At 57.6% G+C, this 14,007-nt stretch carries 11 protein-coding genes and 1 other RNA gene; 4 read left to right on the plus strand and 8 right to left on the minus strand.

Annotated elements, in window-relative coordinates:
• Window position 1 precedes the first annotated feature (1 nt).
• From FEE99_RS08245 to FEE99_RS08260, 4 genes are read left to right on the plus strand one after another with little or no spacing between them, the layout of a single operon-like run.
• The gene (locus FEE99_RS08245) at window positions 2–892 is read left to right on the plus strand and encodes a hypothetical protein (RefSeq protein ID WP_143979016.1); all 891 of its coding nucleotides are present in this window, start codon (window positions 2–4) and stop codon (window positions 890–892) included.
• 4 nt (window positions 893–896) lie between these two features.
• On the plus strand, window positions 897–4,166 hold the full coding sequence (locus tag FEE99_RS08250; RefSeq protein WP_135290551.1) for an ATP-binding protein: 3,270 nt from the start codon (window positions 897–899) through the stop codon (window positions 4,164–4,166).
• Entirely contained in the window at window positions 4,163–4,750 is a 588-nt protein-coding gene (locus tag FEE99_RS08255) for an HNH/ENDO VII family nuclease (RefSeq protein WP_057406260.1), read from the plus strand. Before FEE99_RS08250 ends, FEE99_RS08255 begins: the two co-directional genes overlap by 4 nt.
• A gap of 11 nt (window positions 4,751–4,761) precedes the next feature.
• A complete protein-coding gene (locus FEE99_RS08260) occupies window positions 4,762–5,169 on the plus strand; it encodes an SMI1/KNR4 family protein (RefSeq protein WP_143979015.1) in 408 nt (135 codons plus the stop codon).
• 208 nt (window positions 5,170–5,377) lie between these two features.
• Here the strand turns inward: FEE99_RS08260 and FEE99_RS08265 are convergent, their stop codons facing one another.
• The 8 genes from FEE99_RS08265 to FEE99_RS08300 all read right to left on the minus strand — a co-directional run bounded on the left by FEE99_RS08265 (window position 5,378) and on the right by FEE99_RS08300 (window position 13,931).
• Window positions 5,378–6,634: an integrase domain-containing protein gene (locus tag FEE99_RS08265; protein ID WP_143979014.1), complete on the minus strand. Its 1,257-nt coding sequence runs from the start codon at window positions 6,632–6,634 to the stop codon at window positions 5,378–5,380.
• A gap of 183 nt (window positions 6,635–6,817) precedes the next feature.
• Window positions 6,818–7,206, minus strand: a transfer-messenger RNA (tmRNA) gene (gene ssrA / locus FEE99_RS08270).
• A gap of 95 nt (window positions 7,207–7,301) precedes the next feature.
• Entirely contained in the window at window positions 7,302–7,577 is a 276-nt protein-coding gene (locus FEE99_RS08275; protein ID WP_016771781.1) for a hypothetical protein, read from the minus strand.
• Window positions 7,578–7,783: 206 nt separating this feature from the next.
• Window positions 7,784–8,065, minus strand: a complete 282-nt coding sequence (locus tag FEE99_RS08280; protein WP_041477921.1) for a hypothetical protein — start codon at window positions 8,063–8,065, stop codon at window positions 7,784–7,786.
• Between the two features lie 112 nt (window positions 8,066–8,177).
• A complete protein-coding gene (locus FEE99_RS08285) occupies window positions 8,178–10,988 on the minus strand; it encodes an FAD-binding and (Fe-S)-binding domain-containing protein (RefSeq protein WP_041477922.1) in 2,811 nt (936 codons plus the stop codon).
• On the minus strand, window positions 10,985–11,656 hold the full coding sequence (locus tag FEE99_RS08290; RefSeq protein ID WP_041477923.1) for a LutC/YkgG family protein: 672 nt from the start codon (window positions 11,654–11,656) through the stop codon (window positions 10,985–10,987). Before FEE99_RS08290 ends, FEE99_RS08285 begins: the two co-directional genes overlap by 4 nt.
• Window positions 11,653–13,110 carry a LutB/LldF family L-lactate oxidation iron-sulfur protein gene (locus tag FEE99_RS08295; RefSeq protein ID WP_041477924.1) on the minus strand — a complete coding sequence of 486 codons (1,458 nt, stop codon included), beginning with the start codon at window positions 13,108–13,110 and terminating at the stop codon, window positions 11,653–11,655. Before FEE99_RS08295 ends, FEE99_RS08290 begins: the two co-directional genes overlap by 4 nt.
• Window positions 13,107–13,931: a (Fe-S)-binding protein gene (locus FEE99_RS08300; RefSeq protein WP_041477925.1), complete on the minus strand. Its 825-nt coding sequence runs from the start codon at window positions 13,929–13,931 to the stop codon at window positions 13,107–13,109. Before FEE99_RS08300 ends, FEE99_RS08295 begins: the two co-directional genes overlap by 4 nt.
• Window positions 13,932–14,007: the final 76 nt, after the last annotated feature.

The raw sequence follows: 14,007 nt of genomic DNA on the forward strand, positions 1-14,007 counted from the left end.
TATGACGACTAACACCGCAATGATTGGAAAAGTCCGTGAGCAGTTCTTGGCGGCGCTCGATGACACACAGGTCGGCACTGAACTGTTGCAACAGATGGTGGATGCAGCGCGACAGCGCCCGGGAGTGATGGACGCTCACGAGGTGGATCGCATCACTCGCGCTATCGATGTGGATCCGGTGAGTTGGAACCCGGACTATTTCAGCCGGCAAAAGTTTTTCGCCGCCCGCAATTTCTCCGCGGAGCGGCTGGAACATTTAATCCAGGTTCGCGATGTGTTTCGTCAAAGAAACGAAAAGGGGTTCACACCCACAGATTCCGTTTCACCAGCGAGAAAAACACCGATGAACAATGCTTCCCTTGACTACCAGCCTTCCAGCAACCTCAAGCAGTTTGTCGACGAAGGCGACTTGCTGACGATCCGAACGGCGTTGCATCTGGAACTCAATGATCGTCGTCTGGATGGCGCCGATTTGCATGCTGCACTTGTGTGGATCAAAGGCAAAGTCCCCGGAATTTTCGAGACCTACGCAGAGGGGGCTTTTGCGCGCGAACCTGTTGCAGATGAGAAACAATGGACCGAGGATTACTACGACCTCCAGGTTACATACCTGAAAACTAACTTTTCAGAACAGCGCTTTGTGCATTTGATCGAAGTTCGCGATCTGTTGCGCAATAGTGCTGTCGAGGGCTTTGCTTCGACTAAGGCGGCAGCGCCAAAACAAACTACCGGTGCATATTCCGCTCCTGCGGTGGCTCAAGCATCACCTCGCAGCTCCCGCCAGGCTATTCCCGACACCGCACCGGATCGCAACCCCGCCTTCAGGACCGCACTGCTAATTGGCGGTGCGATTGCCGCGGTGGTCGTGTTCCTTGTGGCATTGGTTCGGTGAGCGTATGACAACTTCTATACTGACCCGAACCGCACTGCAGGACATACGTGAAAACGCTGGCCTGACCCTTGAGGCAGGGCGCGCACTGATCAATCGCAGTTACCTGTCGGAACTGGAACGTTATCCGGTCCATGCCTTCGCGGAGAAGGGGCTGCGGTTCAATGCGGCCAGTGATGCGCGGATTTTCCGCGTCGAGCGCATCGTCCAAGACAACAAACAATCCGTGCTTGAAAGCACGACGGCCGCTTACACCGCACTGGGTGCTGCGGGTTACTCGGTTTTCTTGATATTGCGTTCTAACGGTATTGAAACCGACCTATATATCGGTACCCGGGGGGAGCCCGGCAAAACTCTCGGGCACAGTTCCGGCGAGTTGCTGCGGGAGACTTTCAAGGGACACTTCTCGGGCAGCTCATTAGTGCCGCTGCAGCAACAAGAGGCTGACGTCTTGCTGGGGGCGGTCCAGGCCGAAAAGGCTAACCCTTCGGCGAGTATCACGGCGGTCACAGGTGTTCCTGCGTTGTCGACGGAGAACCGCGAGCACTTCATGCAAGGGCTCGAGCGCTTTATCGATGCGGCTGAGCGCCGTGTGTATCATGCGATAATCCTTGCTGAGCCGGTTTCGTCACAAAACCTTGACCTAATTCGTGCCGGTTATGAGCAAGTGGCCACACACCTTTCGCCCTTGCTCAAGCAACAATTATCGTTCGGCGAGCAGGACAGCGATTCCGTTGGGCTGAGCATCAGCCAGGGCTTAAGTGACTCCCTTGGGCACAGCCTTGGGCTGACCGAGACCAAGGGTACTTCGACAACGCTGGGTACATCTACCACTGACACCACCGGTACCAGCGAATCGTTTAGTGCGCAGACCCTGACCTCGAAAACGGTCGCTATCGGTGCCAATGTGCTCGGTATGGTGGGTGGTGCGACATTGGGGCCATTCGGCGCGATGCTCGGTAGTCAGATCGGCTCGGCCGCTGCAGCGCTGCTCAACGAACAACGCACCACCGGCACCAGTCAGTCGACGTCCACAGGTCGCAATGAAAGCCACGGCACGTCCTTCAGTGAGGCCGCGTCGAAGACCACCTCGACCACACACACCACCAGCACCACCGACACTCATTCGTTGAACAAAACCCTGGGCTCTAATCGGCAGATTTCGATTGAGACCGTGGACAAGACCATCGAGCAGTTGCTCAGCAAAATCGATCACCACCTCGAGCGTATCGACGAAGCCAAGACATACGGCGGCTGGAACTCGGCGGCGTATTTCATCGGTGACAGCACTGCGTCGTCCGAATCGTTGGCGAGTATCTTTCTTGGGCTGGTACGCGGCAGCAAGTCCAGCCATGAAGACTTCGCCCTGACCACCTGGAAATCTGCCAACAAGTCCGCTGTGCTGGACTGGCTCAGCGCGTTCAGCCATCCGCAATTGAAGCCGGGGTTTTCGAAAAAGATCCCGATCAGTTACCTCACGCCCGCCACGCTGGTGTCTGGTAAGGAGATGGCGATCCAATTGAGCCTGCCCCGACGCTCCACCTCCACGGTGGCCGTGCTGGAAACCCAGGCGTTCGGCCGCAAGGTGCAGCGCCTGGATGGTCACAGCAGTGAGCCAGGCAAGGGCAAGACACTGACCTTGGGCAACATCCGCCACTTGTGGGAAAACCTGCCGCAAAAGATCGAGTTGAGCCTCGATCAATTGGCCAGCCATGTGTTTGTCAGTGGTTCGACCGGTGCCGGTAAAAGCAACACGCTGTATGAAATGCTCAGCCAAATTAGCGCCGCCGGCGTGCCATTCCTGGTGATTGAGCCGGCCAAGGGCGAGTACAAACACGTCTTTGGTCATCGCGATGACGTCAATGTATTCGGCACGCATCCGGCCCACTTTGAATTGTTGCGCATCAACCCGTTCCGCTTCCCGTTGGCCATTCATGTGCTGGAGCACGTTGATCGGCTCGTGGAAATCTTCAACGTCTGCTGGCCGATGTATGCCGCAATGCCTGCCGTACTCAAAGAGGCAATCCTGCAGGCGTATCAGCAATGTGGTTGGGACTTGGACGCGTCGACCAACCGTTACAGCGATGCATTGTTTCCGACGTTCAGTGACCTGCTCAGTACCCTGCAAAGCGTGATCGAGGCCTCCGCGTACTCCCAGGAGCTCAAAGGTAACTACATCGGTTCGCTGTCCACGCGGATCAAATCCCTGACCAATGGCTTGAATGGGCAGATTTTTACCGCTAACGAAATCGACAGCGCAGTGCTGTTTGATCAGAGCGCAATCGTGGACCTGAGCCGCGTCGGCTCGTCCGAGACCAAGGCCCTGATCATGGGGATCCTGGTGATGCGCCTGAGTGAGCACCGAATGGCCTGTGGTGGCATGAACCAGCCGCTGCGCCACGTCACAGTCCTTGAGGAAGCGCACAACATCCTCAAGCGCAGCCCGTCCGAAGGCGGTGCTGAAGGGGCAAATGTGGTCGGCAAGTCAGTGGAGATGCTGACCAATGCCATCGCCGAAATGCGCACCTATGGTGAAGGTTTCATCATTGCCGACCAGTCGCCCCATGCGGTGGATATCGCCGCGATTCGCAACACCAACACCAAAATAATCATGCGCCTGCCGGATGAAATGGACCGTCGTTTAATCGGCAAGTCGGTGGCGTTGCGTGATGACCAGCTTGAAGAAATCGCCAAGTTACCCAAAGGCGTCGCCATCGTTTATCAAAATGACTGGCTGGAGCCGGTGCTGTGTCAGGTGAAGAAATTCGCCGGGTATGAAACCCCTTATGTGTATACCGCCAATGACAAGCGCGCCGTGCGTAGCCAGGATTTCAACCTGCAGGTACTCAACCTGCTGCTGAGCAACCGTATCCGCACGCCAGTCGCCTTGGATTTAGCGTTGCTGGAAAATGGCTTGTGTGAATTGCCGTTGCTGGCTCGCAGCAAAATTGCGCTGTTCGAGGCGCTCAATGCCCACAAAGAAGAGAAGCCGTCGGCGCTGTGCAAGCCCGAGGCATTTGCCTACGCCGCACAATTGGTGGTCGATGTGCTCGGTTGCCGGCAGCAGGTTCAGCAGATCATTCAAACGGCGACCGATTACGGGCAACTCAGCAATCAACTGGACCAGCTGCTCCACGAGCGAGCGACAGCCTTGAGCACTGAGCTGGCCCTGGCGACCCAGCAATGCTTGATGAAGGATTACAGCCTCCAGCACGAGAGCCATATCGATATTTATTCTGCATGGCGTGCGCGCCTCGAAACAGGGAGCGTTCTGTGAACTTTGAAAATTTCTTTGCTGGAAAAACCGAGGTTCCGTCCAACCTGGCGTTACTGGCGCGCGAAATGCCGGACCGCTGCCTGATCGTTGTCGAGCTTGATCGACCTATCGTGCTCACCCAGGAAACCCGCCTGGAGCTACCGCAAATGTCGCCGGAAACCCGTGAGCGGCTTGAACTGCTGGGCGTTCCAAAAGAGGTTCTGGATGCTATCGGTAGTGAAGCCGAAGCGAAAATCTATGAAGGCGCGAATCTTGAACCGGCCGAGGTCAATGGCAAGGATGCACTGATTCGTACCGACATCGATTACGATCAAAAAGATTATATGGGTACCACCAACCTGGACCGGATGAAGTCGGGAAGGGCTCCGCTGGATGCCAACGGAAAGCCGATCGAGTTACATCACATCGGCCAGAAACAGGACTCGCCATTGGCAGAATTGACCAGCGCTGAGCACCGTGGCAACGGAAACGATAACGTGCTGCACAACAAACAGAAGGAGTCCGAGATCAATCGCGAGGACTTCGATAAAGAGCGAAAAGACTACTGGAAGGCGCGAGCCGAACAGATTGAGAATCAGCGCTGAGGGCGAATCTTATGAAAAAACTTGAACAACTCGTTGATCTCCATCAGGCCAACACCCGGCCAGTAGATACCGCCAGCATCCAGAATCTTGAGGAGAAACTGGGATTCGCACTGTCTGACGAATACAAGCGCTACCTGTCGGCTTTTGGAGTCATTGTCTTTGACGCCTACGAAACGTATGGCCTAGGCGTGCCTGACGACTATTACCTGAATGTCTTTGCCGCATTCTCGGACCTGGGCCGTGACCCGACCTACCCGAAAAATACTGTGCCACTGCTGGAGATTGGTGATGGTCAATACTACCTGTACGACAACCAGGCACGAAAACTTCTGATTTGGGCTACACCGAATGGCGGCATTGTGCGTGTCTTGGAAGACGGGCTGGAAGCCTTTTTGATCAAGCATGTCTTCGCAGGCTAGTTGAACGCAGTTTGCAGACATAGACGTTACTCTTTTTCGTACGGCTACGTGCTGCAAGTTCTATTCGATGAACAGTGTCTTTAGATGGCTGTATCGCTTGAGTCGGCTGCTTGGCACCCTGAGAGGTGGGGGAGCAAGCCCGATGCACAATCCAGGCAGACGACGGTCATGGTTTGGTGATTACTTATCACCTGTTGAAGCTACTTCGTTAGCGTATTGAGACGACCTTCGTGTCTCGGTTGCTCTGGATGGCCGAGATCGAAAGATTGCCGGTAGCTGCTTCTTGGATGTGTTCGCTCCACCACTTCATCATTGGACGCCTGCGCTCGATGTAGTCCGCTCGGTTATAGGCGCTGCGGACCTCGTCTTTATCGACGTGTGCAAGCGCTACCTCAATCAACTCAGGATCCCAGCCGTGTTCGTTGAGAGTAGTGCTTGCCATTGATCGCATGCCATGGCTCACCAACCGACCTTCGAAGCCCATGCGCTTTAGCGCCATGTTGGCGGTCTGGCTGTTGCAATGGGTCCGAGGGTCCCGGTCTGCAGGAAATACATACTCTCGGTGTCCGCTGTAGGGTTTGATTGCCTCCAGCAGTCCCAATGCTTGATCTGTGAGCGGCACGATATGTACGCGGCGTTTCTTCATGCGCTCAGCAGGAATCGTCCAGATCTTCTTCTCGAAGTCGATGTCGACCCAGCGCGTGGTTGCAGCCTCCGCTGGGCGAGTCATGGTATTGAGCTGCCATTCAATCAGACAGCGCGTAGTTCTTTTTATGCTGGCATTAGCAATTGCCACCATGAGCTCTTTCAGCTCATCTGGAGCAAGTGCCGCCATGTTTTTCTTTTTCGGCTTCTTGAAGACGGAGCGAATCCCGCTGAGTGGGTTCGCGTGTATCAGTCCTGAGTTGACCCCGTAAGTCATGATCTCATTGAGTCGCTGTGACAGCCGTTTAACGGTTTCAAGGCTACCTTTGGTTTCGAGTGGTCGAAGAAGGTTGATGACTTGTGGTGCGCTGATTGCTGAAATCTGTGTGGTGGCCAAGTCTGGAAAAACGTGCAGCGTCAACGAACGCCAGATGTCCTCGGCATAAGCTGGTGTCACCGCATCCTTCTTCAGTTCATACCAGGACGTCGCGACATTCTGGAATGTGTGCTCGGTTTCAGCTTGCTTTGCTTGCAGCACTGCATCCCGTTGTTCTTTGGGATCGAGGCCTTGGGCAAGTATTTCCCGAGCTGCAATGGAGCCTTTTCGTGCCAGCGCTAGCGAGACTTCAGGGAAGGTCCCGAGGCCCATGTTGATTCGCTTCTTCGTCACGGGGTGTCGATAGTTGAAGTTCCATAGCTTTGAGCCATTACTTCTCACTCGCATTTGAAGTCCGCCGCCGTCGAACAGGACGTAGTCCTTTTCAGCAGGCTTGGCAGATTTGATTTTGAGTTCAGAGAGGCGAACCGCTTGTGCGCACATTGGCATTCCAGGGTGGGGTTGGCATTCCAAAAATTAGCACTGTTGGGCTTGGAATGCCAATTGGAATGCCATAAAGGGTAGCTGCTCTTGGACGTTCGTGGACGCTGATGGCGCTGAAACCCGCGTATTCACTGGATTCCAGGCATAAAAAAAGACGTCCGTGGACGTCTTTAGATGATAAGGTGGTGGAGCCGGGGGGATTTGAACCCCCGTCCGCCAGTACTCCGCTGTCGGTACTACATGCGTAGCCGTGTCTATTAAGTTAACCCTCAGCGACCCGACGGGCAGGGTGCTTTGGGCGAGTTGTGTAAGTTTTAGCCGCTTCGTCCACAACGTACTGCACGGCGATTCTGTTCTATATGACAATCATTTCGGGTTTACAGACATCCCCTGATGATTGCTGGACCCGAAGGTACCAGGAGCATTGTCAGCTGCAATTAAGCAGCGAGAGCAACACCGTATTGGTCGTCATTGGCAACTATAAGTAGTTGCAACAGTGGATTTACGACTTCTGTTACCAAGTCGGCATGCACCTAGAGTTTCGCAACCGGCGTCGAATCCTAAACGGCCCCGAACTCATTGCCCGGTGAATCTGTTCGGGCAACAAGCGTGCACAGTGTACGTCAAAACGCTTGGCAGGCCAACCCGAAGGTTGGCCTGCGGGACATCAGTTACGCGTCGGGTTACGGATCTGCATCTTGCTGATGATGCCGTTGGTAACCTCGATGCATTCCTTGTCGTTGCCGGACGCCTGGGCCGCAGTGGCTTTTTCCTGTGCTTCCTTGATGTTATTCATGGAGCTTTCAGGAAGGGACGGCTGGCTGGTGACGAAATCTTTGATGCTTTGAAGATTCCCGGCGCAGAGGTCTTTGTCCGCCGCGAACACCGGCGAGGCCAGAAGTGCACCAGTGATAAACAATCCAGCAATTGCAGAATGCTTCATGGGTATCTCCTTGAACGATGGGGGCTCGGTGCTGCCGGACGGTTTGGCCGCGATGCCGAGGTCAAGACAAGCGAGGTCAGTATAGGACCTGTCTGGTTGACCGCTTCGCTGCGCAGGAATTCGGTTTTATTTGCAACGAATGTCAAAAGGCCAGATCGGTCGGCCAGGTGCCGATGCAGCCGACCTGTAAAAGGTCGGCGCATGAATCATTTTTTGGTGTCACCGGTAGCGTTTTGAATGTCCAGCAGGGTTTGCTGTGTTTCAGCGAGGCAGTCGTCAATCTTGCCTTGTGCTTTCAGGGCGCGGGCTTTGCTGACACTGGCCGATACGCGCGCATTCAGGTCTGTCGACGTCAGGTATTGGGATTTTGCGCTATCGATTCTCTGCAGATTGGCATCGCATAAATCGCCAGGTTTTTCAGCGGCGAACGAAGTGGACGCCATCATCGAGGCAGTGACAAACAGACCTAACATTACAGAGCGGTTCATGTGTATCTCCTTGAACTGAGGGTTCAGACTTCGCTGACCGTTGAACAGGCCCCGAATGGTCCGGGGCATGTGCAGTGGACTACCGCCTCGCTCAAGGGTTCTGATTTTTTCTTCAGCGGACTTTGGCCTGTGTCACCCGATCCACCAGATAAACCAGCCCGTGGTAGTCGATGCCACCGTGCTGGGTCAGGCCGATTTCGCAGGTGCGGCTGGTGGAAATGCCCTCGCTGCAGTGCTGCACGGCGTCCTTGAGCGTACGCAGCGAATGGCTGTTCAGCTCCGGTGTGGTGAAGCCTTTGTCGCCGGCAAATCCGCAGCAATGTATGCCTTCGGGAATCACCACGGTGTTGCTGCATTTGCGCGTCAGATCGATCAGCGCCTGGCTTTCGCCCAAGTGCTGAGTGCTGCAGGTCACGTGGACGGCAATCGGCGCTTCCTGGGGTGTGAAGTCCAGACGATCCAGCAGATGCGTACGGATGAAGCGCACCGGATCGTACAGATCCAGTCGTGTTTCGCCGATGTCCTGAACCAGGCGCAACGTACACGGGCTGGTGTCGCAATAGATCGGGTCGAGGCCGCCGCGACTGGCGTGGAGCAGTGCGCTGATCAGCTCCTGACGTTTGTGCTCGGCCTGCTCGGCGTAGCCTTTGGAGGCGAACGGCTGACCGCAGCAGAGGTTGTCCTGATTGTCGGGAAAGACTACCTGGTAACCGGCCTTTTCCAGCAGGCCACGGGTTTTGTCGTACAGCGACATCTGTTCTTTGTCGCCCGCCGCCGGGCCCATGACCCGCGACACGCAAGCTGCCAGATAAACCACGCGCGGGCGCTCGTCCGAAACGCTCGGGCTGAAGCGAATGGCTTTTTCCGGCTGTGGCATGGCCTTGGTCCACAGCGGCACCTGGCCTTTGGACAAGCGCGTCAGCGTCGCCGACAACTTCGCCAGACGCGGTGCGCCGAGCATCATCCGCGCGCCGTTGGCGACATGCAGGGTGAAGCGTGCGCCTTGCAGGGTTTTGGCGAAATTTCCTTCGATCCAGTCAGCGGTTTTCTGATGCGTGGCGTGGCGGCCACGGAGTTTTTTCACCAGCTCGCCGGTGTTGATGCCTACAGGGCAGCGTTGCGCACACAGACCGGTCGCGGCGCAGGTGTCGATGCCTTGGTAGTCGTAGGCTTTTTCCAGTTCGGTGGTGTCGACGCCGGCGCGCTTTTTCGCCTGGATATCGCGCCAGATGACGATGCGCTGGCGCGGGCTCAGGGTCAGGCCTTTCGAAGGGCAGACCGGTTCGCAGAAACCGCACTCGATGCACTTGTCCACAATCTCGTCCGCCGCCGGCAGCGGTTTCAGGTGCTTGAGGTGGATCTGCGGATCTTCGCTGAGCACCACGTCCGGATTGAGAATGCCGTTGGGGTCGAGCAGGCGTTTGAGCTGCCACATCAGTTGATAGGCGTCGCTGCCCCATTCCAGTTCCACGAACGGCGCCATGTTGCGGCCGGTGCCGTGTTCGGCCTTCAGCGAGCCGCCGAATTCCACGGCGACCAGTTGCGCGACGTCGTCCATGAACGCTTGGTAACGTGCGATTTCTTCCGGGCTGTTGAAGCCTTGGGTGAAGACGAAGTGCAGATTGCCTTCCAGTGCGTGTCCGAAAAGGATCGCTTCGTCGTAGGCATGTTTGTCGAACAGCTCGATCAGGCGATTGACGCCGATCGCCAGTTGTTCGACCGGGAAGGTCACGTCTTCGATGATTACTGTGGTGCCGGTTTTGCGCACGGCGCCGACGGCGGGGAAGGTGTCTTTGCGGATGGCCCAGAGGCGGGCGTTTTCCACCGGGTCTTCAGTGAAGTCGACCTGCTTCTCAACGGGGAAATCGCGCAGGGACGCCATGATTTGCGCCAGTTGTTCTTGCAGCAATGTCGACAAAGCGGCGCGGGATTCGATGAGCAGCGCGCAGGCATTTTCCGACAGCAGCTGTACGAAAGCGGGCATGCCTTTTTTGTCCTGCACCGAGCGCAGACTGCGCCGATCAAGTAACTCCACCGCTGACACCGGTTGGCTTTTCAGCACCGTGACCGCGTTGCAGCAGGTTTCGACATCGGGGAACACGATCAGCGCCGAGGCCTTGTTCGGGTGATCGATGACGGTGTCGTAAGTCACCGCGCTGATGAAGCCGAGCGTGCCTTCGGAGCCGACCAGCAGGTGGCTCAGGATATCCACAGGCTCGTCGAAATCCACCAGAGCGTTGAGCGACAGGCCGGTGGTATTTTTCAGACGGTATTTGTGGCGAATTCTTGCGGCCAGTTCGGCGTTGGCGCGGGTCTCGCGGCCTAATGTCGCCAAGCGTTCGAGCAGGTCGCCGTGGCTGGAGCGAAATGCCGCGACGCTGGCAGGGTCTTCGCTGTCGAGGCGCGTGCCGTCGGCCAGCACCAAGCGAATCCCGGCCAGGGTGTGATAGGTATTCTGCGCGGTGCCGCAGCACATGCCGCTGGCGTTGTTGGCGACGATGCCGCCGATCTTGCAGGCATTGATCGACGCCGGATCCGGGCCGATCTTGCGTCCGAACGGTGCCAGCCAGGCGTTGGCCTGCGCGCCGATCACGCCCGGTTGCAGGCGGATCTGCGTGCCCTGGCCGCGAATCTCGCGGGCATTCCAGTTATCCCCGAGCACGATCAGCACCGAGTCGCTGATCGCCTGCCCGGACAGGCTGGTGCCGGCGGCGCGGAAGGTCACCGGCACCTTGTCGCGCTGGGCCAGTTGCAGCAGCGCCACGACTTCGTCTTCGGACTCGACGCGGATCACCAGTTTCGGGATCAGTCGATAGAAACTGGCGTCGGTGCCAAAGGCCAGGGTCGACAGCGGATCGTCGAAGCGCCGCTCTGGCGGAATCAATCGCTCGGCATCACGCAGGAAAGCAGCAGGAAGACTCATTGATCCTCCAGAATCAGCACGACCAGATCTTTTGGGCCATGTGCCCCATACGCCAGGACCTGTTCAATATCGGCGGTTTTCGACGGGCCGGAGACCAGCAGCGCGTTGGTCGGCATGCCTTGCGCCCATTCGAACTCCTCTTGCACCTGATAGAAGTTGTCGCGGATTTCGCTGGCCTTGAGCAGGGCGAAATGCACCGGCGGCACCAGACTCATCAAGCGCGGTTCTTCACGGGTTGGCCAGATGATCAGGCTGCCGGTCGCCGCGATGGCACCGAGGGTGCCGGTGAGGCTGGCCGGGGTGTCGTTGAACAGTTCGGCTTTCCACTCTTCCATCGGCCGGTCGTAGGATTTCAGTGCAGGCAGCTCGGGATTATTCGCCCAGTGCTGTGTGATGCGTTGCCCGTGGGTTGTTGTCGGAGCGATCAGCAGGCTCGGCAATTGGCGGTCGCGCAGCAGTTGCGCCAGTAATGCCGGCCACTCGGCGCCCGAGGTCAGGTGGATTTCGGTGTGCACCGCTTCCATCAGTTTGCGCAGTTGCGGGATGCGTTGCTCGGCGCTGTAGGTGTAGGGCTGGGTGACCAGATCGACATCAAAGGTGTCGGCGATCGGCGTGGTGCCGGTCAGACTTTTCCGCAGCTTGCCGAGGATATTTTGCTTGGCGCTCATCGACGCTCTCCCTGTTTGGCCAGATGCTCGCGGGCCATGTCATGCAGCGAACGCGCGGCCGGTTTTGGCGCGCTGTGGTTTTGCGTCCATGGGCCGACATTGCTCGGCGTAAGGGCGCGCAGCCGCGTGGCGAAAAAAGCGAACAAGCGGTACAGCGTCGGCGAGCTATTGAGTCTGGCCCAGGCGTTCCAGATGAAGCGTTCCTTGCGCGAATACTTGCTGCCCTGACCGCGCATCACCTGATTCGGCGCGTCCGGAGCTTTGACGTTTTCCTCACGCAGACGGCGCAGGATCGCCGGGATCGGAATCTTCACCGGGCAGACTTCACCGCAGGCGCCGCACAGTGAGGACGCGCTAGGGTGGTCCGGGACCTTGGCCAGGCCGACCATATGCGGGGTGATGATTTTGCCGATCGGCCCCGGATAGACCTCGCCATAAGTGTGGCCGCCCACTCGCGTGTATACCGGGCAATGATTCATGCAGGCGCCGCAGCGGATGCAGTTCAGGGTCTGGCGCAATTCACTGTCGGCGAAGGCCTGGCTGCGACCGTTGTCGAGCAGCACCAGATGCACTTCCTGCGGGCCATCGAGTTCGTGTTCCTTGCGCGGGCCGGAGATCATGTTGACGTAAGTGGTGATCGGAATGCCCAGCGCCGAGCGCGTCAGCAATGACAGCAGCGGCACCACGTCGCGCAGGTTTTCCACGACTTTTTCGATGCCGGTGACGGCGATGTGCACCGGGGGAACGGTGGTGGTCATGCGCCCGTTGCCTTCGTTTTCCACCAGCAGCAGGGTGCCGGTTTCGGCGACGGCGAAGTTGACGCCGGAGACGCCGATGTCGGCTTCGAAGAATTTCTGCCGTAGGACCCTGCGACCGATCTGAATGAGTTGGTCAACGTCCTTGGTGTATTCCACGCCAAGTTTGTCGTGGAACAAGGACGCGACCTGACCGGCATTCTTGTGGATCGCCGGCATAATGATGTGTGAAGGCTTCTCGTGGTCGAGCTGGACGATGTACTCCCCCATGTCGGACTCCAGACATTCAATGTCCCGAGCCTCGAGGAAATGGTTCATCTCCATCTCTTCGCTGACCATCGATTTGCCCTTGATCACTTGCCGCGCCTCGTGAGCGCGGATGATCGACAGGACGATGCCATTGGCTTCGTCCACCGTTTCCGCCCAGTGCACTGTCACACCGTTGCGGGTCAGGTTCTGTTCCAGTTGCTCGAGCAGGTCGGGCAACTTGGACAGCGCGCGAGCCTTGATCGAATTGCCCAGTGCGCGCAAGTGTTCTCTTTCGTGGGCATCGCTGAAAGCCGCTGCCCGCTTGGTCATCAGTGAATCCATGGCAGTGCGGAAGTTGTTCCGCAGCTGCTGATCACCCAGGGCGTTGTGTGCCCGGGTGCGGAAATCTTCTTCTACGGCGACCGTAGGAATAATCGTCGAGGTGCTCATTGCGCACCTCCGGTTCGCTGCCAGAGGAAGCTCGCCAGATGTTGCCCGCGCAACGCTTCCTGCTGTTTCTCCAGCGCGCCGTTGATGTTCATCAAGCAGCCGCAGTCGGCACTCAGTACCTTGTGTGCGCCGGACTCTTTCAACGCACGGGTCTTGTCAGCCACCATCGCGCCGGAAATGTCTGGCATACGGACGCTGAATGTCCCACCGAAGCCACAGCATTCGCTTTCGTGGTCGTGATTGACCCGCTCCACATTGCTCAACTGCGCCAACAACTCGCGGCCATGCAGGTGGGTGTTCATTTCGCGGCGTGCCGAACACGAGGTGTGCAGCGCGACTTTCACCGGTTCGCCGCTGTCCTTGAGCTGCACCTTGCAGACGAACAGCAGAAACTCGGCCAATTCATAGGTGCGAGCTGCAAGGGCCTGCACCTGTTTCAACGTTTCCGGCTCGTCCTTGAACAAGTCGGCGTAATGCTCACGCAGCATGCCGGCGCAGGAACCCGAGGGCACCACCACTGGATAATCCCCGGCAAACAACGCCAGTTGCGAGCGCGCTACCGTCCGCGCCTGCTCGGTGTAACCCGAGGTGTAGGCCGGTTGGCCGCAGCAACTCTGCCCCTGCGGATACTCGACCCGGATCCCTTCGCGCTCCAGCAGATGGATCGCGTCCATCCCGGCTTCGGGGTAGAACAGGTCGACCACACACGTGCCGAACAGGTAGACCCGCGACGGTTTCTCGCTGGGGTATTGCCGAGGTTCGGGCAGTGGCGGTGCCACGCGGGTCGCGTTCGGCACGGCGTTGTAAAAAAGCTCGCTCATCAGGCGTGTCTCCGGGTAGGCCCGGTTATCCGTCTGCTGCGGCTGCCGAATATAAAGCGCATTGCTTTCAGCAGCC

The organism is Pseudomonas sp. ef1, assembly GCF_007293365.2.
Classification (GTDB): domain Bacteria; phylum Pseudomonadota; class Gammaproteobacteria; order Pseudomonadales; family Pseudomonadaceae; genus Aquipseudomonas; species Aquipseudomonas siliginis.